Genomic DNA, 25,476 nt, shown 5'->3' with positions numbered 1-25,476 from the left:
TTATTCCTTGTGGTAAGCGGTGACGCGCTCGACTTCTTCTTTCGAGCCAAGGAACACCGCTACACGCTGGTGCAGACCTTCAGGCTGAATGTCGAGAATCCGCTGGTGGCCGTCGGTAGAAATACCGCCCGCCTGCTCGACCAGGAACGACATCGGGTTGGCCTCGTACATCAGGCGCAGTTTGCCCGGCTTGGACGGATCGCGGTTGTCGCGCGGGTACATGAACAGGCCACCACGGGTCAGGATGCGATGCACGTCGGCAACCATCGCGGCAATCCAGCGCATGTTGAAGTTCTTCTTCAGCGGGCCTTCCTCACCGGCCAGCAACTCGCTGACGTAGCGCTGTACCGGAGCTTCCCAGTGACGCTGGTTGGACATATTGATGGCAAATTCCTGGGTGCTTTCCGGGATCTTGATGTCTTCGTGGGTCAGCACGAAGCTGCCCATTTCACGGTCCAGGGTGAAGCCTTTGACGCCGTCGCCCAAAGTCAGCACCAGCATGGTTTGCGGGCCGTAAATGGCGTAGCCGGCAGCGACCTGTTCGGTACCCGGCTGCAGGAAAGCCTTCTCGCTGAGGGTTTCGTTCTGGCTCAGGTGCTCGTTCGGGCAACGCAGTACCGAAAAGATGGTGCCGACCGAAACGTTGACGTCGATGTTCGACGAACCGTCCAACGGGTCGAAAACCAGCAGGTAGGCGCCTTTAGGGTATTTGCCCGGGATCTGGTAGGCATTGTCCATTTCTTCGGACGCCATGCCGGCCAGGTGACCGCCCCATTCATTGGCTTCGAGCAGGATCTCGTTGGAAAGCACGTCGAGTTTTTTCTGCACTTCGCCTTGTACGTTTTCGGTGCCCATGCTGCCCAGAACACCACCCAGGGCGCCTTTGGAGACGGCGTGGCTGATTTCCTTGCAAGCACGCGCCACCACTTCGATCAGAAAACGCAGATCGGCAGGAGTGTTGTTGCTACGGGTCTGCTCAATCAAATAGCGACTCAAGGTAACGCGGGACATGGACGGCTCCGGAGAAAGTGGGGGGGGCTAAAAACCCGCGCAGTTTAACGCGAGTCGGGGCGACTTTCCTCTTATCAGACGTGATACGCCCCATAGAGTTCATGTATCGGGTTGAGCGTAGACCGAAACCGACCGAAGGTGGCGCAAGATCCCCGGCAGTTTCAAGCTCATTGCTGGCTTACAGAACGCTATCGCGAACAAGCTCGCTCCCACAGGTTTCGCGTCAGCCAGAAGATTGATGGCCGACACGGACTCCTGTGGGGGCGAGCTTGCTCGCGATTGGGTGCGCAGCGCCAAGTTTCAGATTTTCGCCACAGGTTTGCGCAACAGGCTGAACGCCATGGCCGCGAGGAAAACCACACCCAGCAGCAATACCGCCCACAAACCGATTTTCTTCCACTCGGTGCCCGCGATAATCGGTGGAGTCACCGTGGTCGGCTGGGAGACCAATGAACCACCGTGCACTTTTGCCTGACCCAAAGCCGCCAGACGCCCAGCACGGTAATCCGGAATCAAGGTCGGCAACGGCAGATTCGCCGCTTTCACCGCCGGGCTGCCCAGTGCCAGGGTAAAAGGCCCTGTACCGCGAGCCAGGAACACCAACTGCGTCGCCCGCACAGCAAAGTGTACGGCCGGGGCTTCAGCGCCCAGGCCTCCACCACGCTCGTCGACGACCAGTTTCAATTGCTGGACGGTCTGACCCGGCAGCTGCAATTCGTCCTGTACCACGTCCTGATCATTCTGGTTCAGGCGATAGAGCAATCCGCTATTCAACAGCTGCCACGCCTGGCTACTCTCGCGGCGGCCATACAAGGTAACGGGAGCAAGGCTGTTAGCCTGGTTCAGCTCGACCCGCAAGCGCTCGATGCTCAGGCCCGTTGGCAGTTGCCAGGTGTATTCGCCCGCCTTCACGCTACTCCCGGCCAGCGGCTGCGACCAGACCAAGGGTAGCGGCAGGCTGTTGATACTGGCGCTTTCCAATTGGGCTGCAGTGAGAATCGGCGCCGACTGCGGGGTGTCCCACAGCAAACGCAGATACCGCGCCGACAGCCCTGACAAACCGACCTCATGCTGCTCGATCTGCTCGTCGGCAAACGACAGGCGTGCCACCTGCCCTTCGCCCCACGATTGCCAATGCTGCAAATCGTCACTGGCTTCAATGCTGAAGCGTTGGAAGCCGTCCCGCTCGCTGGTCCAGTCGAGAATCAACTGCTGCAGGGGTGCCTTGATTGCGCTGGCATCGAGCAACCAGCCGCGCAGCACTTCCTCGCCGGCTTCAATCTGGCTGGAGGGCCGGACTTCAACCAAGGTGCCGTTTGCACTCGATTTCACCTGGATACTCGGGGTGGCATCGCTGGCATCCGTCGAGCTGTAGAGCGGAAACCATTTAACGTCGGTCAGGGCACGGTTTTCGCTGGTCTGCGCCTGCTCCCGGGCCAACGCGTAGGCTTGGGCTTCACCAGCAGCGTTGAACACCCGCACGTCGCCGAGATCGGTCTGACGTGCGTTCAGTTGCACCGCCAGCGGTAATTCAAGGCGGTACCACGGACCCTCGCCGCTCAGGGTCAACGGCATTTGGGTGGTGAAATCCCCCGGTTTCTCCTGGGCATTGGCCGACAGTGCCGCACACAACCCGACAGCCCCCAACCAACCCAGGCTCAGCTTCTGACTCAAGACGACACTCCCTCAGATTCATTGACCGGTTTTACAGTAGCCGGCCGGGTTTCGGCACGCTTGGGCGGCAGCGGCGCAAAATAGCCCACCACCAGTAGCAGCACCCCTACGCCGATAAACGATACGATCCGCGCCAGCCCGCCACGGTTACTCAACTCGACAAAAAACAGTTTGGCGACCACCACAGCGATCAATGCCGCGCCGATCAGCCAGACTTCGCGACGGTGACGCACATGGCCGCCGATCATCAGGCTCAAGGCAATCAGCGTCCAGACGATCGACAGCCCGGCCTGCACCAGCATCGACGGCAGCAGCGCGTCCAGCTCGAACGGCACACCGCCCCAATGGTGAGCGCTGCGCATCACCAATGCGGTGAAGAAGGCGAACAGCGAGACGCCAGCCACCAGTTGCGTGGCAGGTTCGGCATAGTCGGCGCGAATGGCCCATTGCGTGAGCGCACTACGCGACCAGGCATAAACCCCGAACAAGGCGAACAACAAACCCAGCTCCAGCGGGTTGAGCAGCGGCACATAGGGCAGCGGCTCGGCGGTACCGTCACTGGCAATGTTTGCCAGCCAGAACCAGCCGAGCATCAGCAATGCCAGTGGCAATGCCGCGTACACACGGTATTCACAGGAATAGCTCGATACCGGCCATGGCCAAGTGCGCGGTGCGGCCATCAGCATCAGGTACAGACTTGGCAGAATCGCCCAACCCAGCCAGCGCCAGGCATTGTAGTGCTCGGATAACCGCAGCAGGCCGTAACGCAGCTCCAGCGCCAGTACGCCAATCAGCAGCCAGCAACCCAGTACATGGGCGGTGCTCAAGGCCGCAGCAGGCAGCATTGGCGCCAAGCGCCGCAACGCGAAGAAATGCACGACAAACACCGCCGCCCACGCCAACCAGCCGAAATCGGCCGCAGGGTGATAACGAGTGTGCCAGGCCGCGACCAACACCAGACTCGCTGCCAACACCAGCAAGGTGCAGAGCAGACCCAGCGCCGACCATTTCAAGCGCAAGGCCGACAGGCACCACAGCACCCCACTCAGCGCCGCGACGCCGAGCAACCACGTAGCCTGCAGATCCGCCGGTGCAAAGCGCAACACTTCACTGAACAACGCCAGCGCCCACCAGGCCGCGCCCCACACCAGTAGCAGTTCGGACAAACGCTGCAAGCTCAAGGCATTGAAGGCCGTTGCATGACCGCCAGTCTGCAAGCGCCAGGCGCCGACCAGTGCCGCCAACCCGAGCACCATCGGCGTCCAGAACCCACCATGCGCCAGTGGCCGCAAGCCTTCGCTGGACAACGGCCCGAGCAGATCGGCCCCGGTAATCAGGAACGCCGCACCGCCAATCACCTGCAACAGCAAACCAAAGACAAAACTCACACGCTGTTGCATGTACAGGCTCAACCAGATGATCAACAGACCGCTGACGGCCCACACCGCGCTCGCCGTTTGCCATGGCAAGACAAACAACACCGCCAGGTTGATCAGCACCAGTCCCAGCAGCAACACCAGCGACAGGCCGCGCAGCAGCCGCAGGTCATTGCGCACCATGTCATCACGTGCCGCCAGCAACATGCCGCCGATTAACGCCAGGCCGATCAAGGATGCACTGAACAAACCGCTCCAGCCGGCACTGAACACCGCAGCGTCGCCCTGTGCGCCTTGCAGCCGCAGCAGGAACAACCCACCACCGAGCAATTGCACAGCGAAAGCGCTGAACAGGAACGTCCGCGATTGCAGGCGCAGGCCGACGAACAGGGTCGCCAACCCCGCCAGCGCCCAACTGATAGCAGTACCCGGGGTGAAGAAAAACAATGGCGCCAGCAAGTACAGGAATGCCAGACCGCCGCAGGCCAGCACCGGCAGCGCTTTACGCTCCCGGCTCGACGCTTGCTCGGGCAGGGCCTTGCGCAATTGATAGAAACTGAACAGCAAGGCTGCGCCCAGCATCAGCGCCCCCAACGGCGCCGCATCCAGCAAGCTGGTCTCGCCAACCCGCAACTCACTGAGGAACGCCAGTGCCGAACCTACTTGCAGCAACAAGGCAAACGTCCGCGCCAAAGGTCGCTGCTGACGCAGGCCGAGCCAGAAAATCCCCGCGCCTTCAACTGCCCAGGCCGCCGCCGTCCATCGCGCATCCAGCCCCAGCGGAATGGCCAGGGTGGCGAAAATCACCCCCAGCGCCAGACAGGTTTCCCCCAGTAACAGCGCTCGCCCACCGGTCAGCAATCGAGCCAGGCCCATGTAGACGATGCCCAGCACCAGCGCGCTGAACGCCGCAGCAAACTGCAGATGCTGGACCAGCGCGAACTGCAAGCCGAAGCCAACCAGTGGCGGGCCGAACAGCATAGTGCCGTCAACGTAATCGCCCTTGCGCGCTGACCAGTGCAGCAGCGCTTCGCGACTGGCGTCTTCTGGTGTGCCGCTCAGCTCCAGCAGCTTGCGCCTTGCGAACAACAGCCCGATTGCCAGGTACATCAGGAAGAACAGAATCAGGAACGGCTCGGTACTCCACAGCAGTTCCGGTGAGTAAGAGCGCAGTCCCCAGGCGAAGCCAATGCCGAAGGTGCCGATGAAACCGATCAGGTTGAGCAAGCGCCAGGCCTTGAACCAGGCGATCGCCAGGATGCCGGCGTTAAGCAAGGCGAAATAGCTGAACAACGCGACAGGGTTGCCAGCACCGGTGGAGGTCAGGATCGGCGCGGCAAAGCCACCGAGGGCCGCCGCCGCAGCCAGGCCCAGGGCATCCTGGGTGATCGCCAGAATCGCCGAGAACAGCGTGACCGCCACCAGCAATCCCAATGCCGCAGTCGGATCCAGCAGTGGATGCAGGCGCATGGCGGCGAACACCGTCAGGTACAGCACCGCGATCCCGGTGCCCTGCAGCATCAGCGCGTAGTTGCTGTTGCGCAGACGCAGCCACCACCCCAGCCCGAGCAAGCCCAGGGCACCAGCGGCAACCCCGGCGTAACGCAGCTCGATCGGCACCACCATGCCTTCGGTGGCATAGCGCAGCAGGAACGCCAACCCGAGAAATAACAGCACCACACCGACCCGCAGCACGGTGTTACCACCGAACAACCAGTTGCGCGCACTGCTCATGGCGCGTTCGATCGGGTTCGGTTCACGGGGGCCTGACGGTTTTCTCGGCTCGCTGGCAGCGGGCTCTGGCTTCCAGGCATCGACTGGCAATGTTCCGCTCGATTCCGCTGAGACGGCAAATTGCTCGCGTTCGAGCTCGGCCGGCCAATCCCAAACCAGTTCGGGAGCCGTACGCAAAGATGCCGAAGTCGGTTCCGGCGTTTCGTTCAAGACAATTTCGGGAGGGGAATAGGGTTGGACAGCTTCGCGGGTAGCGGTCGGTTCGGCAGCTCTGATTCCAGATTCTTCAAGCAGTGTCAGGCGTTGCTCGACAGCCGCTAAAGCCTTCTGCGCCAGTTCCAGCTGCTGGCGTTGCTGCACCACTTGCGAACTCAGACCTGCAAGGCGGATCGTCAGCCCGACACCGAGCCCGATCAGGGCCCCCAGCAAGGCATCGCTGAAGGACTCATCGAGCATCCAGCCCAGCACCAGCCCAATCAGCATGAACATCCATTGCATGGTCGATATCCCTAAGCGCAAGGGCCAACCGGAAAGGGTTGGCACAGCCCGAATCGCCAAGATCGCAGCCTTCGGCAGCTCCTACAACGACCGCGCTCACCAAAAATTTCTGTGAACACGGACCGTAGGAGCTGCCGCAGGCTGCGATCTTTCCCCGGACGCTAGTATATCGAGCCAGACAAACCGCGCCTAAAAGTTACTCCAGCGCCTTCCAGATATCCGTCGCGTACTCACGAATCGTCCGGTCGGACGAGAACCAACCCATACGGGCAGTGTTCAGCACCGCCGAGCGCCACCACTCTTTCGAGTCATGCCAGTGGGCTTCGACCCGGGCCTGAGCATTCCAGTAGGAGTCAAAGTCGGCGCAGACCAGGAAGCGGTCATGGTCGACCAGCGAATCGATCAACCCGGTGTAACGGGTCGGATCATCCGGCGAGAACACCCCGCTGCGAATCGCTTGCAACACGTCCCCGAGTCGATTGGAGGCGGCAATATCGGGCACGGCGCTGAACTCGGCGTTGAGTGTCCGCGCTTCGACCTGCTGGGCGCTGAGACCAAAGATAAACATATGCTCGGCGCCGATGCGCTCGCACATTTCCACGTTGGCTCCGTCCAGCGTGCCGATGGTCAGGGCGCCATTGAGCCCGAACTTCATGTTGCTGGTGCCTGACGCCTCGAAACCGGCGGTGGATATCTGCTCCGAGAGGTCGGCTGCGGGAATGATGCTCTCGGCCAGGCTCACGTTGTAATTGGGCAGGAACACCACCTTGAGCAAGCCGCGCACGGTCGGGTCGTTGTTCACGGTGCGCGCGATGTCATTGGCCAGTTTAATGATCAGCTTGGCCTGGTGATAACTGGCCGCGGCCTTGCCGCCGAAAATTTTCACCCTCGGCACCCAGTCGACTTCCGGCTCCGCGCGGATCGCCTGGTACAACGCCACGGTGTGCAGCAGGTTGAGCAACTGGCGCTTGTATTCGTGAATCCGTTTGACCTGCACGTCGAACATCGCCTCCGGATTGACCGTGATGCCCAACTGCTCCTGGATGATATTGGCCAGGGCTCTTTTGCTGTGCAGCCGCTGCTCGGCGAATTGCTTGCGGAACGCCGCCTTCTCGGCGAACGGCTCCAGGTCGATCAAGCGCTCTTCAACGTTATCCAGCAGCTTGGGACCCAACGCATCGACCAACATTGAGGTCAGTTCCGGATTGGCCTGGTACAACCAGCGGCGGAAAGTGATGCCGTTGGTCTTGTTGTTGATCCGCTCCGGGTAAAGCTTGTGCAGTTCGGAGAACACCGTGCTGCGCATCAATTGGGTATGCAGGCCGGAAACACCGTTGACGCTGTGGGAGCCGAGGAACGCCAGGTTGCCCATGCGCACCCGGCGGCCATTGTCTTCCTCGATCAGTGACACGGCGCGCAGCACGTCGAAATCGTGGATGCCCTTGGCCCGTAGAGAGTCGATGTGATGAGCGTTGATCAGGTAAATGATCTGCATGTGCCGCGGCAGCATCCGTTCCATCAGCCCTACCGGCCAGGTTTCCAGCGCTTCGGGCAGCAGCGTGTGGTTGGTGTAGGACAGCGTATCGACGGTGACCTGCCAGGCCGCATCCCAGGGGATGTCGTGCAAATCGAGCAACTGGCGCATCAGCTCGGCCACGGCAATCGAGGGGTGAGTATCGTTGAGCTGGATCGCGGCGTGGTCGCCCAGGCTCAGCACCGAGTCATGCATGTTCTTGTGTCGGCGCAACAAATCCTGCAACGACGCCGAAACGAAGAAATACTCCTGACGCAGCCGCAACTCCTGGCCGGCCTCGGTGCTGTCCGCGGGATAGAGCACGCGGGAAATACTTTCCGCCCGCGCCACTTCGGCCACGGCGCCCAGATGGTCGCCGGCATTGAAGCGCTCCAGGTGCAGGTCTTCCATGGCCCGCGCCCGCCACAGGCGCAGGGTGTTGACACTGGCACCGCGCCAGCCGACCACGGGCGTGTCGTAGGCCACTGCCCGTACGGTTTCCGCCGGCCACCAGACTTGCCTGGTCTTGCCGGTTTCATCCATCACGGTCTCGACACCGCCGCCAAAGCCGATCGGGTAGATCACCTCAGGCCGTTCGAATTCCCAAGGGTTGCCGAAGTCCAGCCAGTGTTCGGTCTGCTCCTGCTGCCAGCCGTCGACAATGGCCTGACGGAACAACCCGTGCTCATACCGAATACCGTAACCATGGCCAGCGATGCCGAGGGTCGACATGCTCTCCATGAAACACGCGGCCAATCGCCCAAGGCCGCCGTTACCCAGCGCCGCATCCGGCTCCAGCAGGCGGATGCGCTCAAGATCTACCCCCAGCTCGGTCATCGCCTCGCGCGCCACATCCAGCAGGCCGAGGTTGCTCAGGCTGTCGTAGAGCAGACGGCCGATCAAAAACTCCAGCGACAGGTAGTACACGCGCTTCTGGCCTTTGCGATAGATCTGCCGCGTATGGTCCATCCAGTGTTCGACCATATGGTCCCGCGCTGCCAAAGCAATGGCTTCGAACCAGTCATGGTCAAACGCGTGATCCGGGTCTTTACCCACTGCATAGGTCAATTTGGTCAAGACAGCGTCGCGAAATGCGGCCACCTCTGCTTCACGAACAAGTGGTTCCTGAGTCATCAATACAACCTCGAGCGAGATAGACGGCATGGAATTGTCTGAGCCTAGTCGGTCTGACACGAGGCAGAGGTTCCGGTTCGGCATTTTCTGCAATTACCCAGGTAAACATTTTCCTCCGGCCGATACGCCCTGAAAAGATGCAGATGCCGTGCCGTTCAGGTCAAAATCCCCTGGATTGGATAAAAAACCGGCAAATGGTTGTTCACACCTTCACCAACCCCGGTATCATCGCGCGCCCTGATACACCCCCTGGTAACAACAGATGATGAAGTCCAACCTGATCGCTGCCGCAGAGATCGATCGCCTCGATACCTGGGCCAAGTATTCTGCGCCGATGTGCGGTTCCTGCGTGTCCAGCTGCTGCACGCTGCCGGTCGAGGTCAAGATCAAGGATCTGATCCGTATTGGCATCGTCGATGAATTCGAGCGCGGCGAGCCCGCGAAGAACATCGCCAAGCGCCTGCAGAAGGAAGGGATCGTCGAGCGTTACAACCAGAAGTCCGAGATCTTCACCCTCCAGCGCATGAGCAACAACGATTGCCTGTACCTGGATCGTAAGAGTCGTCTGTGCACTATTTATGAAAAGCGTCCGGATACCTGCCGCAACCACCCGAAAATCGGGCCGCGGCCGGGGTATTGCGCCTATAAGCCGAAGGAAGTGGCGCGTGAGACGAGCAGTAGCCGTCGGACGCTGGAAAAGTTTTAACCTGAAAAGATCGCAGCCTTCGGCAGCTCCTACATAGGATTGATGTACACCCGTAGGAGCTGCCGAAGGCTGCGATCTTTTGATTTTTGCTCCAGACAACAAAAACGCCCCCGACCTTGCGGTCGGGGGCGTTTTTTTCAAGCGCTAACTAAGTCGTAACTCAGTTGCCGCTTTTCTTGGCAGCGCGGGTACGCTCGCTTTCGCCCAGGATCTTCTTGCGAAGACGGATGGACTTAGGCGTCACTTCACACAATTCGTCTTCTTGAACGAATTCCAGAGCTTGCTCCAGAGTGAAGCGGATAGGCGGAACCAGTGCGATGGTTTCGTCTTTACCGGAAGCACGCATGTTGTCGAGCTTCTTGCCTTTGGTTGGGTTGACGCCCAGGTCGTTGTCGCGGCTGTTGATGCCGACGATTTGACCTTCATACACGTCTTCGCCGTGGCCCAGGAACAGCTTGCCACGAGCCTGCAGGGTTTCCAGCGAGTAAGTCAGAGCCTTACCGGTAGCAACCGAAACCAGCACGCCGTTCTGACGGCCGGACATATCGCCGGACTTCATCACGTCGTAACGGTCGAAGATCGAGGTCAGGATGCCTGCACCGGAGGTCAGGGTCAGGAACTCGTTACGGAAACCGATCAAGCCACGAGCCGGGATGTTGTACTCAAGGCGAACGCGGCCTTTGCCATCCGGAACCATGTTGGTCAGGTCGCCCTTACGGATACCGATCTGTTCCATGATCGCGCCCTGGGATTCTTCCGGCAGATCGATGGTGACGTTTTCGTACGGTTCGTGTTTCACGCCGTCAACCAGACGGATGATCACTTCCGGACGACCAACGCCCATTTCGAAGCCTTCGCGACGCATGGTTTCGATCAGTACCGAGAGGTGCAGCTCACCACGGCCAGAGACTTTGAACTTGTCGGCGGTGTCGCCTTCTTCAACGCGCAGGGCGACGTTGAACAGCAGTTCCTTGTCCAGACGTTCCTTGATGTTACGGCTGGTGACGAACTTGCCTTCACGACCGCAGAACGGCGAATCGTTAACCTGGAAGGTCATGGAAACGGTAGGTTCGTCAACGGTCAGCGGCTTCATCGCTTCGACGTTCAGTGGGTCGCACAGAGTGTCGGAGATGAACAGCTGGTCGAAGCCGCTGATGCAGACGATGTCGCCGGCAGCTGCTTCATCAACGTCGATGCGGTGCAGACCGTGGTGACCCATCAGCTTGAGGATACGACCGTTACGGCGCTTGCCGTCAACGTCGATGGCCACAACTTGAGTGTTCGGCTTGACGCGACCACGAGCGATACGACCAACGCCGATAACACCCAGGAAGCTGTTGTAGTCCAGTGCCGAGATTTGCATCTGGAACGGGCCTTCACGGTCGACTTTTGGAGCCGGAACGTGGTCAACGATCGCCTGGTACAGCGGCGTCATGTCTTCCGCCATGGCGGTGTGTTCAAGACCGGCAATACCGTTCAGCGCGGAAGCGTAAACGACTTGGAAGTCCAGCTGCTCTTCAGTAGCGCCCAGGTTGTCGAACAGGTCGAAGATCTGATCCAGAACCCAGTCCGGACGTGCACCTGGACGGTCAACCTTGTTGATCACCACGATTGGACGCAGGCCAGCCTGGAAGGCCTTCTGGGTCACGAAACGGGTTTGCGGCATAGGGCCGTCTTGAGCGTCAACCAGCAGCAGAACGGAGTCAACCATCGACATTACGCGTTCTACTTCGCCGCCGAAGTCGGCGTGGCCCGGGGTATCCACGATGTTGATGTGGTAGCCGTTCCAGTTGATGGCGGTGTTTTTCGCCAGAATGGTAATACCGCGCTCTTTCTCCTGGTCGTTGGAGTCCATCACGCGCTCGTCGTTGAGCTCGTTGCGCTCCAGGGTGCCGGATTGACGCAAGAGTTTGTCTACCAGGGTGGTCTTACCATGGTCAACGTGAGCAATGATGGCGATGTTGCGTAGATTTTCGATCACTTGTGTATCTCGATCAGAGGATTCGGTGTGCTGACAGGTCGTGGCAGCGATTTTCAGTAGAGTCAGGCCTTGCCGTTAAAGCTTGACGGCGGCGTCGGGGGGCCGGTGACGCAGGCCACAGGCATACAGCCCCGGGCTCTTAGCTCGGTCGATAAACGCGCACATTGGCATGCCCCTCACTGAGCAAATGGTGGGCATGCAGGCGACTCATCACGCCTTTGTCGCAATACAGCAGGTACTGGCGAGTAGGGTCCAGTTCCTTGAAACGAGCGTTCAATGCATAAAACGGCATCGCTTGTACCTCGATGCCAGGCAGCGCCAGCGGCTCGTCTTCCTGAGCATCCGGGTGACGGATGTCGATCACGATCTGACCGGCCAGTGCTTCACTGACTTCTTCGACCTGCAAATCCTGGCCCAATTCATCGATAACCCGATCGATCGGCACCAGTTTGGCGTTCTCGAGCGCACGCTCGAGCACCGCCATATCGAACTGTTGTTCTTCATACTCCACGCGGTTGCGCTTGGCGTGGGTCTTGGGGTTGACCGAAATCACCCCGCAATATTCCGGCATGTGCTTGGCGAAATCGGCAGTGCCGATCTCGTTGGCCAGATCAATGATGTCCTGCTTGTGACTGGCGATCAGCGGGCGCAGCACCAGCTTCTCGGTTACGCAGTCGATTACCGAGAGATTCGGCAGCGTCTGGCTGGACACCTGGGAAATCGCTTCACCGGTAACCAGCGCATCGATTTCCAGTCGGTCGGCAATTCTTGAAGCCGCGCGCAACATCATACGCTTCAATACTACGCCCATATGACTGTTATCGACTTTACCGAGAATTTCTCCGAGCACTTCTTCGAACGGCACGCTGACGAACAGCACGCGTTGGGAGCTGCCGTACTTCTTCCAGATATAGTGCGCGACCTCCATCACGCCCAGCTCGTGGGCACGCCCGCCAAGATTGAAGAAGCAGAAGTGGCTCATCAACCCGCGACGCATGATCTGGTAGGCCGCCACCGTCGAATCGAAACCGCCGGACATCAGCACAAGCGTCTGTTCCAAGGCACCCAGCGGATAACCGCCGATGCTGTTGTGCTGGCTATGGATCACAAACAACCGTTGGTCGCGAATTTCCATCCGCACTTCGATTGCAGGCGTTTTTAAAGAGATTCCGGCGGCACCGCACTGACGACGCAGCTGGCTGCCGACGTATTTCTCGACTTCCATCGAGGTAAATGTGTGCTTGCCGGCGCGCTTGCAGCGCACGGAAAAGATCTTGCCCGACAAGGCATCGCCGAAGTGCTGCTTGCACTTGGCAACGATGTCGTCGAAGTCGCCCAACGGGTACTCATCGACCTGCAGGAAATGCGCGATGCCCGGCATGCAGCTCAGGCGATCCATCATGTCCTTCAAGGCTTTCGGCTCGCTGACACGGGTTTCCATCACGAGATTATCCCACACACCGTTCACCACCACAGCCGGGTCCAGATCGCGGAGCACGGCACGGATGTTCTTGGCCAACTGGCGGATGAAACGCATCCGTACCGGGCGGCTCTTGATGATGATCTCTGGGAAAACTTTTACGATTAGTTTCATGGAAACAGCGCGCGAAGGGCCAGCCGAAAAAGGGGGGCGCGGATTATAGCGGAAATTGCTCAAGGTTTAACCAGTTAATGTGCAGATGGTTTTGTGCGCACTGAAATAGGGCGATTATGCTTTTGCGCGCAACATTTCAGTGCGTAAAGTTTCCGGTTTTTCCCGCTTGTACCTTTATATGCGTGAGTTTGGGGCAAAAAACCCAAGTCGGGGCACTGGCATGCAATTTGCTCCCTTGTGAGGCAGGTTGCCTTGGCAGAGTATTCGCGCCGGCATCACCCACATTCTAAGGGCACTCCACTACTAGCCCGAAGCCACCCCGGAGGACACTATGTCGAAGTCGGTTCAACTCATCAAAGATCATGACGTCAAATGGATTGATCTGCGCTTCACTGACACCAAAGGCACTCAGCACCACGTGACCATGCCAGCTCGCGATGCGCTGGATGAAGCTTTCTTCGAAGAAGGCAAAATGTTCGACGGCTCCTCCATCGCTGGCTGGAAAGGCATCGAAGCCTCCGACATGATCCTGATGCCGGACGACTCAACTGCCGTTCTCGACCCGTTCACCGAAGAGCCGACCCTGATCCTGGTCTGCGACGTGATCGAACCTTCGACCATGCAAGGCTATGACCGTGACCCACGGGCCATCGCCAAGCGCGCCGAGGAATACCTGAAGTCCACCGGTATCGGCGACACCGTATTCGTAGGCCCGGAGCCAGAATTCTTCATCTTCGACGAAGTGAAGTTCAAATCCGACATCTCCGGTTCCATGTTCAAGATCTACTCCGAACAAGGTTCGTGGATGTCCGACCAGGACGTGGAAGGCGGCAACCGCGGCCACCGTCCAGGCGTCAAAGGCGGCTACTTCCCGGTTCCTCCGTTCGACCATGACCACGAAATCCGTACCTCCATGTGCAACGCCATGGAAGAAATGGGCCTGGTCATCGAAGTTCACCACCATGAAGTGGCGACTGCCGGCCAGAACGAAATCGGCGTCAAGTTCAACACCCTGGTAGCCAAGGCTGACGAAGTTCAAACCCTGAAATACTGCGTACACAACGTTGCTGACGCCTACGGCCGCACCGCGACCTTCATGCCTAAGCCGCTGTACGGCGATAACGGTTCGGGTATGCACGTTCACCTGTCCATCTCCAAAGATGGCAAGAACACCTTCGCTGGCGAAGGCTATGCCGGCCTGTCCGACACCGCCCTGTTCTTCATCGGCGGCATCATCAAGCACGGTAAGGCACTGAACGGCTTCACCAACCCGTCGACCAACTCCTACAAGCGTCTGGTTCCGGGCTTCGAAGCTCCAGTGATGCTGGCCTACTCGGCTCGCAACCGTTCCGCTTCGATCCGTATTCCTTACGTGTCCAGCCCTAAAGCTCGCCGTATCGAAGCTCGCTTCCCGGATCCGGCAGCTAACCCGTACCTGGGCTTCGCTGCACTGTTGATGGCTGGCCTGGACGGCATCCAGAACAAAATCCACCCAGGCGACGCAGCTGACAAAAACCTGTATGACCTGCCGCCTGAAGAGGCGAAAGAGATCCCACAAGTTTGCGGCAGCCTGAAAGAAGCCCTGGAAGAGCTGGACAAAGGTCGTGCATTCCTGACCAAAGGCGGCGTTTTCAGCGACGATTTCATCGACGCTTACATCGCTCTGAAAAGCGAAGAAGAAATCAAGGTTCGCACCTTCGTACACCCACTGGAATACGAGCTGTACTACAGCTGCTGATCCAGTAGCGCCTGCGCAAGCGGCGTAACAGAGGCCTCCTTCGGGAGGCCTTTTTTGTGGGCGGGGATTCGAGAGCTGGTGCAAATCTCCTTGCGGGAACGGACTTGTTGTGGCGAGGGGGCTTGCCCCGTTCGGCTGCGAAGCAGTCGTAAAACCATTCCGCGCGGTGTACCTGATATAACGCGATGGCTGGTTCTGGGGCCGCTTCGCGACCCAGCGCGGGCAAGCCCGCTCGCCACAGCCGCTTGTGTCTGGATCTGTGGCGTTTTGCGGATTTCAGCATGTTGTTTTTATGGCGGGATATTTAACGCCTTGGGCCAACCCACCCCCTTGGCCTATGCTGCACACCAATGCCTTTGTTTATCGGTCAACTCTTATGGGTCGTGGTTTGCTCTTGATGCTGCTTCTGATCGCCCTTCCGGCGACGGCGCAGATCTATAAGTACACCGACGCCAATGGCAACACCGCCTATAGCAATCAGCCGCCCGACGGCACCCGAAGCCAGCCTGTCGAATTGCCGCCCCTCAATAGCGTCGAGCGCCAGCAACCTGTCCTGCCACAAGTCAGCCCGGCACAAAGCGCCAGTGAGCAAGCCAGTAGTGCCGCCTACGAAGTACTGGAGTTGACCGGTTTACCCAGCGAAGAAGCCCTGCGCGCCAACAATGGCACCTTCACCGTGGGCGTTGCGCTGCAACCGCGCCTGCAGGGTGCGCATCGCCTGCGTCTCTTGCTGGACGGCCAGCCCTATGGCCAGCCGAGCAATGTTCCGCGCCTGCAACTGGTCAATATCGATCGAGGAGAGCACAGTCTCGCGGTGCAAGTGCTCGATGGAGAGACCGTTGTGCAACAAAGTCCGACTGCTAGCTTCACCGTGCAACGGGTGCATAAGCCTTGAGGCCTTCCACCGCTACCCTCGCGCTCTGCCTGCTGCTGATCGCCCTTCCGGTGGTGGCCGAGGTCTACACCTATATCGATGCCCAGAGGAATCGGGTCTTCACCGACCAACCGCAACCGGGTAATGCCAAACGAGTGCAATTGGCACCGGGCAATCGCATGTCAGCAAATCCGAGCAGAACCACTCCAGAGCCAGCCGCCAGGAAGACCCGGGACAAACCCCTTCTCCACTATCAGATGCTGCGTGTTCTGGTGCCGGATCCGGACGCCACGGTTCGTAGCACTGAGGGCGAGTTGATTGTCAGCGTTACCAATGAACCCGGTCTGCAACGCGGTCACCGCTATCGCTTGCTGCTGGACGGCCAGCCGACCGCTGCTCCAGGCCCCAGTCCGGTATTCGCCTTGAGCAATATCGACCGCGGCAGCCACCATCTGGCGGTGGAAATTCTCGATGAGCAAGGGCATATCGTCGAGCGAACCGCCAATCAGCCGTTCCATATGCTGCGCATGTCCCTGGCGCAGAAGCGCCAAGTCAAACCTTGCAGCCTTGTCGACTATGGCCAGCGTCCGGAATGCCCTTTGTCGGATAAACCTGAAGAAGAGAAAGGCATATTTTCATTCTTCTAAACGCCGCCCAGGCTTGCGCACTATATTGGTGCGATTAGTTGCACCCCGGTCACTTATCAACCCATTTTGGTTCGAAAATACCCGGCCCGGCTGGCAAAACGCTACGCAATCGAGCTTAAAACGCCCGTTTCAGGGGTTTAACGCTTCTTTTCGGAGCCTTGGTTTGGTTTTTGCATTTTCCTCGCATCAGCGCTTAATTCGCGCGCGCAATCCGGGACCGGTCCCGGATTGCTCCGCTTCAAAAGAGGTCAAAATTCACTCATGACCATCAGCGACGCACTGCACCGTTTGCTACTCGACAACCTGACCACCGCAACCATCCTGCTCAACGCCGAGCTGCGCCTTGAGTACATGAACCCGGCGGCGGAAATGCTGCTGGCCATCAGCGGCCAGCGCAGTCATGGGCAATTTATCAGTGAGCTGTTCACCGAATCGGCCGAAGCCCTGAGTTCCTTGCGCCAGGCTGTCGAGCAGGCACACCCGTTCACCAAACGTGAAGCGATGCTCACCGCCCTGACCGGCCAGACCCTGACCGTGGATTACGCGGTGACGCCGATCCTCAGCGATGGCGCCACCCTGCTGCTGCTGGAAGTCCATCCCCGTGACCGTTTGCTGCGGATCACCAAGGAAGAGGCCCAGCTGTCCAAGCAGGAAACCAGCAAGATGCTGGTTCGCGGCCTGGCCCACGAGATCAAGAACCCCCTAGGCGGGATTCGCGGCGCTGCCCAGTTACTGGCTCGCGAACTGCCGGAAGACAGCCTCAGGGACTATACCAACGTCATCATCGAAGAGGCCGATCGCCTGCGTAACCTGGTGGATCGCATGCTCGGCTCGAATAAGCTGCCATCGCTGGCCATGACCAATATCCATGAAGTGCTCGAACGCGTGGGCAGCCTGGTGGAGGCCGAAAGCCAGGGCTGCATCACTTTGGTGCGCGACTACGACCCGAGCATTCCCGACGTATTGATCGACCGCGAACAGATGATCCAGGCGGTGCTCAACATCGTGCGCAACGCCATGCAGGCCATCAGCAGCCAGAACGAGCTGCGTCTGGGCCGGATCAGCCTGCGCACCCGGGCGATGCGCCAGTTCACCATCGGCCATGTGCGCCATCGGCTGGTGACCAAGATCGAAATCATCGACAACGGGCCGGGGATTCCCGCCGAACTGCAGGAAACCATCTTCTTTCCAATGGTCAGCGGCCGTCCGGACGGTACCGGGCTGGGCCTGGCCATTACTCAGAACATTATCAGCCAGCACCAGGGCCTGATCGAATGTGACAGCCATCCAGGCCATACCACGTTCTCGATCTTTCTGCCACTGGAACAAGGAGCCCCATCGACATGAGCCGTAGTGAAACCGTGTGGATCGTCGATGACGACCGTTCTATCCGTTGGGTTCTGGAAAAGGCCTTGCAACAGGAAGGCATGACCACGCAAAGCTTCGACAGCGCCGATGGCGTGATGAGCCGCCTGGCTCGCCAGCAGCCGGACGTGATCATCTCCGACATCCGCATGCCGGGCGCCAGTGGTCTGGACCTGTTGGCACGGATTCGCGAACAGCACCCGCGCTTGCCAGTGATCATCATGACTGCTCACTCCGACCTGGACAGCGCTGTCGCGTCCTATCAGGGCGGCGCTTTCGAGTACCTGCCCAAGCCATTCGATGTCGACGAAGCCGTGTCCCTGGTCAAGCGCGCCAACCAGCACGCGCAGGAACAGCAAGGCCTGCTGGAAGTGGTGCCCGCCCTGACCCGCACCCCGGAAATCATTGGCGAAGCGCCGGCGATGCAGGAAGTGTTCCGGGCTATCGGGCGGCTCAGCCACTCGAACATCACGGTATTGATCAACGGCGAATCCGGTACTGGTAAAGAGCTGGTGGCCCACGCCCTGCACCGCCACAGCCCGCGGGCGGCATCACCGTTCATCGCCTTGAACATGGCGGCGATTCCCAAGGACTTGATGGAGTCCGAGCTGTTTGGCCATGAAAAAGGCGCATTCACCGGTGCCGCCAACCTGCGTCGCGGACGTTTCGAGCAAGCCGATGGCGGCACGCTATTTCTCGACGAGATCGGCGACATGCCGGCCGACACCCAGACGCGTCTGTTGCGAGTACTGGCCGATGGCGAGTTTTATCGGGTGGGCGGCCACACCCCGGTCAAGGTCGATGTGCGGATCATCGCCGCGACTCACCAGAATCTGGAAACCCTGGTTCATGCCGGGAAATTCCGTGAGGATTTGTTCCATCGCCTGAATGTGATCCGCATCCATATCCCGCGGATGTCCGATCGTCGCGAAGACATTCCGACCCTGGCCAAGCATTTCCTCGCCCGCGCCGCGCAAGAACTGGCAGTCGAGCCGAAGCTGCTGAAAAGCGAAACCGAGGAATACCTGAAAAACCTGCCGTGGCCGGGCAACGTGCGCCAACTGGAGAACACCTGCCGCTGGATCACCGTGATGGCTTCGGGTCGCGAAGTGCATATCAGCGACCTGCCGCCGGAGCTGCTGAACCTGCCACAGGACTCAGCACCGGTGACCAACTGGGAGCAAGCGTTACGTCAATGGGCCGATCAGGCACTGGCACGGGGCCAATCGAACCTGCTCGACAGCGCGGTACCAAGCTTCGAGCGGATCATGATCGAAACCGCCCTCAAACACACCGCCGGCCGCCGCCGCGACGCCGCCGTGCTGCTGGGCTGGGGCCGCAACACCTTGACCCGCAAGATCAAGGAGCTGGGGATGAAAGTCGATGGCGCAGAGGATGATGAGAGTGATGAAGGTTAAGGACTGATCCACTAGACAATGTTGTTCTTTAGATCCATTCGCGGGCAAGTCGGAGCGGCGGTGCGGCGATCCGACTTGCCCGCGAAGCTTTTTGTGCACCGCAATGGTGTGCGTGCACTGCCTCAATGCGTCGCGAACTGCGATCGAGCAGGGATCGATATCTGAAAATCCTTGTTTTTATCTCCGCAATCAAAATCTACAGAAACGCCAAAGCCCCGTAACACGGGCTTCACAGAGATGTGGCAAAGCTTTTCTGGACGGTTTTTAAAAAACTGGCACGGCCTCTGCAATAGCTTAATCACTACCCAGTTTCGGGGACCTTGGTACAGGCAGGCCGGGGATTCCCCTCTTTTACACCCGGGGCTCATCACGCTCACAGCGACGAGCTCCATCCCGTTTTGGGGACCTTGGTACAGGCAGGCCGAGAATCCCCTTCTTTACACCCTGGCTTCATGGCGCGGGCAGCCCGCGCCACGCAACCACCCAATTCATTCCAATCTTGGACGCTTCGGCAGCATGAACGATGGCTGGGGCATACTTTTCCAGGCATCGTATTGCCTGATGGCGATTTCGAACTCTTCCAGCAGCACTGCCGGGCTTTTCGAGCCATTGGCGGCCAGACTGATCAAATGGTGCTGAAGACGCTCATCCGCACGGGCAACGCCCTCCAGAACCTCCCAGACCCGCCGCTGCAAATCCTCTCGTTCAACCAGGTACTCGGGAGTCTGCCCCAGGGTCTTGAACCGCTCGGCGAACATCGCGGTTTTCGGATCACCCGCCAGCCTGGCCCAGAGAGCGGCTCTGGGTTTCATCTGTTGCTCCGGCAAACCTTGCAACCAATCGGCGGGTTGCTGGACGTCAGGGGCGTTGCTGTTGCGCCACAGGTCGATACCGGTTCGCCGGCGGTGGGCAATCAGCCGCTGCAGAGTGTCCCGGTCAGTGATCGGATTGAAGTCCAGGATGACGTTTCGCCCACTCGGTATTTTCCCTGTCTCACTCAGCAGCGATTGCTGCAATACCGACTCTGGAACTCGGGAAATCTGGTTGCCACTGAGGTCCAGCAACTTCAGGTAAGGAGTGTGGGCTATGCCGACCGGACACGAGGTGATCCGAGTGTCAGACAGACTCAACTTTTGCAACTCCGACAAGCCCAGCACCGACGGCGGCCTGCCCAACGGGTTACTATCCAACGATAGCTCCCGTAAATGAATCAGGTTCGAGAAGCTGCCGGCATTGGCTGGTGTCAGCACCAACTCGGCGTTATAAATCTTCAGGGTTCTCAGCCCGGTCATCGTCATGATCGCGGCAGGCAACTCGTTGAGGCTGACCCGACTCAATTCCAGCGTCTGAAGCTCAGGGAAAGCCTCGAGGAACTGCACCAAGCCATCGCACTCACCTGATATTTCCAGTGACGCGACCCCGCTGAACCTCATGCCCAAGGTCGGCAATCCGTACAATCTACCAGGAGAAATCCTGGTCAGATCTAACCTGAAGCCCACCATCTGGCCATCCAGATAGATTTTTTCCGACTCGTCACCCTGCCATTTGAAACGCTTCTTGAGTACGGTCGCTAGCGTACGTCGGTACTCTCGCTCGGTGCCCAACCACTCTTCAATTCGCTCATCGTTGATCGCTTCGAGTTCTTCATCACTGAGGTCCTCATCGAGTTCATCCTCGGACAACGTCAGACCGTCCACGGCTTCCATATCTGCCTCGACTTGCCCCTCCCAATCCCTGAGACCGGTCTCCAGCCGTTCGAACTCAGCCTTCAAGCGATCCAGTTCGCGTACCGCTCCAACCCCGAAGCGATGCAGGAACTCATCGGCCTGGGCATCGGTGAAGTATGGATAAAACTCTTTTACCGATAGCCTCGAGATCACCCGGGTCAATTCCTCACCGCTAACTGGAACGGGCGCGCCGCCGCCCTTCAGCCCTCCATCATCCGGGTCGTAGAACGGGCTTCGCAGCTCCTGGCGACGCAGCACGGTAGCCAGCTCCTGACGCGGCAGGGCCTGCTGGCGAATCTTGAATTTGAAATTGAGCAAGCCATCATCGGCATGCAAGCGCAGCGCGGCCAGCTCGGTGTCCGGCAGGGCATGCAGCACTGCGTCGGCAAAATTTTCAGCGGCGTGCGCTGGCTGGCCGAACGTGTCGAAAGCCTGGTAGCGGTTGCCCATTTTGACCAGACAGCGCCATTGTGGCGCACCTTTGGCGCCTATGCGGTCCAGCACATTGCCGTTGAATGAACCCTCCCGCACCTCGATACACACATTCCGGGTCCAGCCGGGCATTCGCTCCACGGTATGCAGCAGCAACGTATCGCTATCAACATTGCTGACCGAATCCAAAAACAGCCCTTCATAGGCTCGTGCCAAGCGCACGCTGCGTTCGTATTCCTGGGCCCTGGTTTCCAGTCGCAGCATCAGTTGCTTGGTTTCTTCGAGGGTCAGGTTTTGGCTGGCAGTCAGATTTTCCCGGATCAGCATCTGTTCGAGCACGGCATTCGGCAGGTCTGGGTGTTCCTGACGAAGGGTCAGGAGTAGCTCACTATCGGTCTTTTGCAGCGCAAGGTAACGCTGTTTGAACAGGTCGGTGCGCTGACGCTGGGCGATAGACCCCAATTTCTTGCGCAGTAACTGCACGCGTGTGTCGAGATCCGGTAGCAGGCTCTTGGCGCTCAACTGGTCAGCCAGCAGCGCTCGCATTTCCTCGGTATCAAGACGTCTGACCACTGCTTGCAGCAACCCATCGCCTTGTTGAACGACGATCGGCCTGACTGAGGCGCGGCCTCGGAATTCCCAGACAATACGTTCCTTGTCCATCAGCCGCAGCCCGACGTCCGCCGGCCAATCCTTGTCGCGAGTCAACCACTGCACAAGCGTCGAGTCGACCTGTGCGTGTTGGCCACTGCTTAGTCGCTCAATGAGCGTTTGCAAATCCTGATCAATCTTGAAACGGCTGATGGTGTCCGCCAGTATCCCCCGAGGGGCCCGATGCTCGGCGTGCAAAAGGCGCAAGCCGTTGTCGTCGATCCCGCTGACTTTTCGGACCTGCTCTAAGGTTTCCTCGGAAAAAGACTCGACAGAAGGTCCGATACAGCGCATCAATCGGGGTCGGCTCCACTCAGCAAGTGGTAGGTCGACACTCCCACCCGGAGCCGGGGAGACGCCAGGGCCAGGATCGATCGGCGCCGGCTCGACGATGACCGGTTCCGGCAGCTTCTCACCGGGGCTTGGCACATTAATGTCAGGTTTACCGCCGCCAACTTCGAATGCCAGGGGCAAGGCGTTAAGCAGACCGAACACCGTACGAGTCAAGCCTTCCTTTCGATGCTCGGGATCTTCGGCGTCCACGATCTCGTTGATCCCGTAAGCAGCCTCTATCAGGCCGGCCAAGGCGAGCAATCCCTCACCACCGGGAAAGAACAGCGCCAGCGCGCCCCATTGATTGAGCCACCTGACTGTGGGCTCGACCACAGCGCTCAGGTTGGCTCGATTGACATCAGCATCGTCACGGATGATTTCCTCCGCGGTCGCCAACGAAGCCTGCTTCATCACCATAACCAGTTCGGCGAATGGATCGATGGTTCTCGGTTCGCCGGCCAGGTTGATGTAACTGGCCGGGTCCCAGTAGCCATCGTCGTTGAAGAAACCGGCATTTCGCGTCAGATGATGCTGGAGCGGGTAAATTGCCATGCCATCCAGCGCGGTCAGAACTCCGGCGTGAAAGGTCCCGTCTTCACGATCATCCTTGGAGAAATGCGCGACCAGGGCGACCTTTTTGAGCGGATCCCTGGCCTGTTGCACCACCCAGCTCTTCAAGGCCTTGAGATCAGCAAACTCATGCAACGGTGAAGAGTTGCCCGGAATATAGAGCAAGGTCAGCCCGCTGCTGCGATGCCGGAATACCCAGAGATCCTGTGCGGTATAGCGATAAAGCATCAGGCGAAAGGTGTCGACCTCATCCATTGGCCGAGTACTGTGCTCCAGTTGGGCATTATTGATGAAGTCGAACTTAATCTGATTGTCGCCCAGACCAGCCGACAATAGTGCCAACTGCAAGCCTTCAAGGGACAGGCTACCCTCGTTTTCCTGCAGGAATGCCGCCATGACAAACGCAGTTTTGACCGAGGTACGCAAACCGTAGGGTTTGGCCGCCCTGATCGCCTCGTCCGTGGGCCAGGCTTGAGCCAGATAGGTTTTGTAAAGGGACTTGAAGTCGAACGGCAATTTGCGTTTCAGGCCCATAGGTTTGCGGATCACTCTGACGATAGATGCCTTCGTAATCCTCATGATTGCCATTGCCTTCATAGGCGAACTCATCGACATGTTCGACGATCTTCACCGTCTGCCCGATCGCTGGCGGGGTGTAAAAGCCGAAGGCAGTTTCGCCAAAACGGTCATCGGCCACAGCCTGGTAATCGCCCAGCAGGGCCTGGACCAGAGACTGTGTACTGCGAACGCGGCCCTGCTGTACACCGTCGATCGCGGGATGGCCGTGATAGTTGTAGTCGAGGGTCGCCAGTTGCGTGGTCAGGGGGGCGATGTCGGCACCCCACTTGTCCCGGATCAGCTGCGCACCGTAGACACTGGGGGACAATGGCACCCCGGCTTTCAAGGCCTGGTTCAGCGGCTCGCGGCCAGCTCCGGTAATAATGGTGTCAGTCATTGTGCAATTCCGTTTGCAGTCAAGGTACTGACAGCTTATGTGTCAGTACCAGTAAGCAGTGCCGGAAAACACGCGGTAGATCAAGGAAACCTCTGAGACAGCCGTAAGATAAAGTCCCTGCCGGCAATCGGCTTTCTATTCTTCGCGCAAACGAATCTCCACCCGCCAGCGGTTGTCAACCTCACCACCCGCCCACTCGCCACGCAACGACCGGGCCGCCACCACATTCAGCAACAGCCCCCCATCGCTCGACCGCACCCGCCAGTTCGCGTCCTTGCCATTGACCTTCAACTGCCCCTTCTGCGCTCTGCCCGTCGCCTCGAACAGTAAAGCCACGGCGCCGTCGATGTGTTCGCCATGCAGCTTGGGCTCATTGTTGAACCACAGCACCAAGCCATCCGTGACGACATCCACCTGTTGCAGTTCGGTCGGTTCTGGCGCGGTCAGGCGGCCGATCATCAGGCCGACCATTACGCCGACTATCACCAGCGAGAAAAACATCCGCCGCAATAGCTTCGGCCGCGGATCTGCTTCAGGCGTAGAATGCACGCCATCTTTACCTTCGGAGCCGTGCATGTTTCACGTCATCCTTTTTCAACCAGAAATTCCGCCGAATACCGGCAACGTTATCAGGCTGTGCGCCAACAGTGGCTGTCACCTGCATTTGATCGAGCCGCTGGGCTTCGAGATGGATGATAAACGCCTGCGCCGGGCCGGCCTCGACTACCACGAGTATGCCACCCTGCAACGCCATGCGGACCTCGCCAGCTGCCTGGAAAGTCTCGGCCACCCACGCTTGTTCGCGTTCACCACCAAGGGCTCGCGACCGTTCCACGATGCAAGCTTCGCCGAGGGCGATGCCTTCCTGTTCGGCCCGGAAAGCCGTGGCCTGCCGGCCGAAGTACTGGACGCCCTGCCAACCGAGCAACGCCTGCGCCTGCCGATGCGCGAAGGCTGCCGCAGCTTGAATCTGTCCAACACAGTCGCGGTAGCGGTCTATGAGGGCTGGCGGCAACTGGGCTTCAAATAGTCGGGCGACAAACGGCATAATTGGCCGACGCGACAATCTGGCGTAGGAGCTGCCGCAGGCTGCGATCTTTTTCGCCTTCAAGATCAGCCCTTTCAAGGTCTTTTCCCTTTATGGGCCTTAAGCACCCGATCCGTAGACACATGAGCATGCGCAGCCTTTCCCTCCAGCCACTCCTTGGATCTGGCGATTTTGGGACCGCGTATGCTTTTTGCGACCTGCTTGGGTTTGATATTCCTGGCCAGCGCCAACAGACGCTCTGCCAGAGTCTCTGAGGTCGTTTGGAGTGATAGGTAATCCGAGGGCAACGCGATCTGCATGCCCTCATAGCCACTGCGCACTTGCACCGCCAGATGGAAGGTCGAAGCTTCCCAGCCTTCAGCCTGCGTTTCGCGATGAGCCTGCTCCACACTACGTTTGAGAACGGCCAAAACGTTGTAGGCCAAGATCGCCGAGGCAAAGCCCAGCAAGGCCGCCCGGGGTGAACCAAGGCTTTCGATTTCACTGTCCAGCACCGA

At 59.1% G+C, this 25,476-nt stretch carries 16 protein-coding genes and 1 pseudogene; 7 read left to right on the top strand and 10 right to left on the bottom strand.

Annotated elements, in window-relative coordinates; translation table 11 throughout:
* From F8N21_RS22315 to F8N21_RS22300, 4 genes are all read right to left on the bottom strand, one after another.
* Nucleotides 1-1,011: a class 1 fructose-bisphosphatase gene (locus F8N21_RS22315; protein ID WP_150644176.1), complete on the bottom strand. Its 1,011-nt coding sequence runs from the start codon at nucleotides 1,009-1,011 to the stop codon at nucleotides 1-3.
* A gap of 300 nt (nucleotides 1,012-1,311) precedes the next feature.
* Nucleotides 1,312-2,685, bottom strand: coding sequence for a DUF3999 domain-containing protein (locus F8N21_RS22310; RefSeq protein WP_150644175.1), 1,374 nt, complete (start codon nucleotides 2,683-2,685; stop codon nucleotides 1,312-1,314).
* Nucleotides 2,682-6,293 (bottom strand): DUF2339 domain-containing protein, encoded by a 3,612-nt coding sequence (locus tag F8N21_RS22305; RefSeq protein ID WP_150644174.1) that lies wholly within the window; start codon nucleotides 6,291-6,293, stop codon nucleotides 2,682-2,684. The genes F8N21_RS22310 and F8N21_RS22305 overlap by 4 nt, the downstream gene beginning before the upstream one ends.
* A gap of 196 nt (nucleotides 6,294-6,489) precedes the next feature.
* Entirely contained in the window at nucleotides 6,490-8,940 is a 2,451-nt protein-coding gene (locus F8N21_RS22300) for a glycogen/starch/alpha-glucan phosphorylase (protein ID WP_150644173.1), read from the bottom strand.
* A gap of 265 nt (nucleotides 8,941-9,205) precedes the next feature.
* Between F8N21_RS22300 and F8N21_RS22295 the strand changes: the two genes are divergently transcribed.
* Nucleotides 9,206-9,646 carry a YkgJ family cysteine cluster protein gene (locus F8N21_RS22295; protein ID WP_149416955.1) on the top strand — a complete coding sequence of 147 codons (441 nt, stop codon included), beginning with the start codon at nucleotides 9,206-9,208 and terminating at the stop codon, nucleotides 9,644-9,646.
* A gap of 160 nt (nucleotides 9,647-9,806) precedes the next feature.
* Here the strand turns inward: F8N21_RS22295 and typA are convergent, their stop codons facing one another.
* A complete protein-coding gene (gene typA, locus F8N21_RS22290; RefSeq protein WP_150644172.1) occupies nucleotides 9,807-11,627 on the bottom strand; it encodes a translational GTPase TypA in 1,821 nt (606 codons plus the stop codon).
* Between the two features lie 139 nt (nucleotides 11,628-11,766).
* Nucleotides 11,767-13,221, bottom strand: coding sequence for a tRNA uracil 4-sulfurtransferase ThiI (gene thiI, locus F8N21_RS22285; protein ID WP_150644171.1), 1,455 nt, complete (start codon nucleotides 13,219-13,221; stop codon nucleotides 11,767-11,769).
* 331 nt (nucleotides 13,222-13,552) lie between these two features.
* Here thiI and glnA point away from each other — a divergent pair, with 331 nt between their 5' ends.
* From glnA to ntrC, 5 genes are all read left to right on the top strand, one after another.
* Entirely contained in the window at nucleotides 13,553-14,959 is a 1,407-nt protein-coding gene (gene glnA, locus F8N21_RS22275; protein ID WP_150644170.1) for a glutamate--ammonia ligase, read from the top strand.
* Between the two features lie 376 nt (nucleotides 14,960-15,335).
* Nucleotides 15,336-15,854 carry a DUF4124 domain-containing protein gene (locus tag F8N21_RS22270; protein ID WP_150644169.1) on the top strand — a complete coding sequence of 173 codons (519 nt, stop codon included), beginning with the start codon at nucleotides 15,336-15,338 and terminating at the stop codon, nucleotides 15,852-15,854.
* Nucleotides 15,851-16,480, top strand: coding sequence for a DUF4124 domain-containing protein (locus F8N21_RS22265; protein WP_150644168.1), 630 nt, complete (start codon nucleotides 15,851-15,853; stop codon nucleotides 16,478-16,480). Before F8N21_RS22270 ends, F8N21_RS22265 begins: the two co-directional genes overlap by 4 nt.
* A gap of 261 nt (nucleotides 16,481-16,741) precedes the next feature.
* Nucleotides 16,742-17,827, top strand: a complete 1,086-nt coding sequence (gene glnL / locus F8N21_RS22260; RefSeq protein WP_150644167.1) for a nitrogen regulation protein NR(II) — start codon at nucleotides 16,742-16,744, stop codon at nucleotides 17,825-17,827.
* Nucleotides 17,824-19,263 carry a nitrogen regulation protein NR(I) gene (ntrC, locus tag F8N21_RS22255; RefSeq protein WP_150644166.1) on the top strand — a complete coding sequence of 480 codons (1,440 nt, stop codon included), beginning with the start codon at nucleotides 17,824-17,826 and terminating at the stop codon, nucleotides 19,261-19,263. The genes glnL and ntrC overlap by 4 nt, the downstream gene beginning before the upstream one ends.
* 488 nt (nucleotides 19,264-19,751) lie before the next feature.
* Here ntrC and F8N21_RS22245 read toward each other — a convergent pair whose 3' ends face one another.
* The 3 genes from F8N21_RS22245 to F8N21_RS22235 all read right to left on the bottom strand — a co-directional run bounded on the left by F8N21_RS22245 (nucleotide 19,752) and on the right by F8N21_RS22235 (nucleotide 24,507).
* Complete coding sequence (locus tag F8N21_RS22245; protein WP_412071660.1) at nucleotides 19,752-23,426, bottom strand: dermonecrotic toxin domain-containing protein; 3,675 nt, start codon at nucleotides 23,424-23,426, stop codon at nucleotides 19,752-19,754.
* On the bottom strand, nucleotides 23,341-23,931 hold the full coding sequence (locus tag F8N21_RS22240) for a hypothetical protein (RefSeq protein ID WP_150644163.1): 591 nt from the start codon (nucleotides 23,929-23,931) through the stop codon (nucleotides 23,341-23,343). Before F8N21_RS22240 ends, F8N21_RS22245 begins: the two co-directional genes overlap by 86 nt.
* A 135-nt stretch (nucleotides 23,932-24,066) precedes the next feature.
* Nucleotides 24,067-24,507, bottom strand: a complete 441-nt coding sequence (locus F8N21_RS22235; RefSeq protein ID WP_150644162.1) for a hypothetical protein — start codon at nucleotides 24,505-24,507, stop codon at nucleotides 24,067-24,069.
* On the opposite strand from F8N21_RS22235, the gene F8N21_RS22230 reads away from it, so the two are divergent.
* Nucleotides 24,506-24,961 carry a tRNA (cytidine(34)-2'-O)-methyltransferase gene (locus F8N21_RS22230; RefSeq protein ID WP_150644161.1) on the top strand — a complete coding sequence of 152 codons (456 nt, stop codon included), beginning with the start codon at nucleotides 24,506-24,508 and terminating at the stop codon, nucleotides 24,959-24,961. The two genes, F8N21_RS22235 and F8N21_RS22230, sit on opposite strands and share 2 nt — an antisense overlap.
* Nucleotides 24,962-25,053: 92 nt before the next feature.
* Here F8N21_RS22230 and F8N21_RS22225 read toward each other — a convergent pair.
* Nucleotides 25,054-25,476: pseudogene (locus F8N21_RS22225) on the bottom strand (IS4 family transposase); the annotation flags it as partial.

Source organism: Pseudomonas fluorescens (genome assembly GCF_902497895.1).
GTDB lineage: Bacteria > Pseudomonadota > Gammaproteobacteria > Pseudomonadales > Pseudomonadaceae > Aquipseudomonas > Aquipseudomonas fluorescens_BP.
This window is presented reverse-complemented; position numbering and strand designations above follow the sequence as displayed.

Excerpts from the sequence above, each read along its gene's own strand:
- glnL (WP_150644167.1), top strand. The coding sequence starts at position 16,742 with ATGACCATCAGCGACGCACTGCACCGTTTGCTACTCGACAACCTGACC.
- F8N21_RS22240 (WP_150644163.1), bottom strand. The coding sequence starts at position 23,931 with ATGACTGACACCATTATTACCGGAGCTGGCCGCGAGCCGCTGAACCAG.
- F8N21_RS22235 (WP_150644162.1), bottom strand. The coding sequence starts at position 24,507 with ATGCACGGCTCCGAAGGTAAAGATGGCGTGCATTCTACGCCTGAAGCA.
- F8N21_RS22305 (WP_150644174.1), bottom strand. The coding sequence starts at position 6,293 with ATGCAATGGATGTTCATGCTGATTGGGCTGGTGCTGGGCTGGATGCTC.
- F8N21_RS22300 (WP_150644173.1), bottom strand. The coding sequence starts at position 8,940 with ATGACTCAGGAACCACTTGTTCGTGAAGCAGAGGTGGCCGCATTTCGC.
- thiI (WP_150644171.1), bottom strand. The coding sequence starts at position 13,221 with ATGAAACTAATCGTAAAAGTTTTCCCAGAGATCATCATCAAGAGCCGC.
- glnA (WP_150644170.1), top strand. The coding sequence starts at position 13,553 with ATGTCGAAGTCGGTTCAACTCATCAAAGATCATGACGTCAAATGGATT.
- F8N21_RS22270 (WP_150644169.1), top strand. The coding sequence starts at position 15,336 with ATGGGTCGTGGTTTGCTCTTGATGCTGCTTCTGATCGCCCTTCCGGCG.
- F8N21_RS22295 (WP_149416955.1), top strand. The coding sequence starts at position 9,206 with ATGAAGTCCAACCTGATCGCTGCCGCAGAGATCGATCGCCTCGATACC.
- F8N21_RS22230 (WP_150644161.1), top strand. The coding sequence starts at position 24,506 with ATGTTTCACGTCATCCTTTTTCAACCAGAAATTCCGCCGAATACCGGC.
- ntrC (WP_150644166.1), top strand. The coding sequence starts at position 17,824 with ATGAGCCGTAGTGAAACCGTGTGGATCGTCGATGACGACCGTTCTATC.
- F8N21_RS22315 (WP_150644176.1), bottom strand. The coding sequence starts at position 1,011 with ATGTCCCGCGTTACCTTGAGTCGCTATTTGATTGAGCAGACCCGTAGC.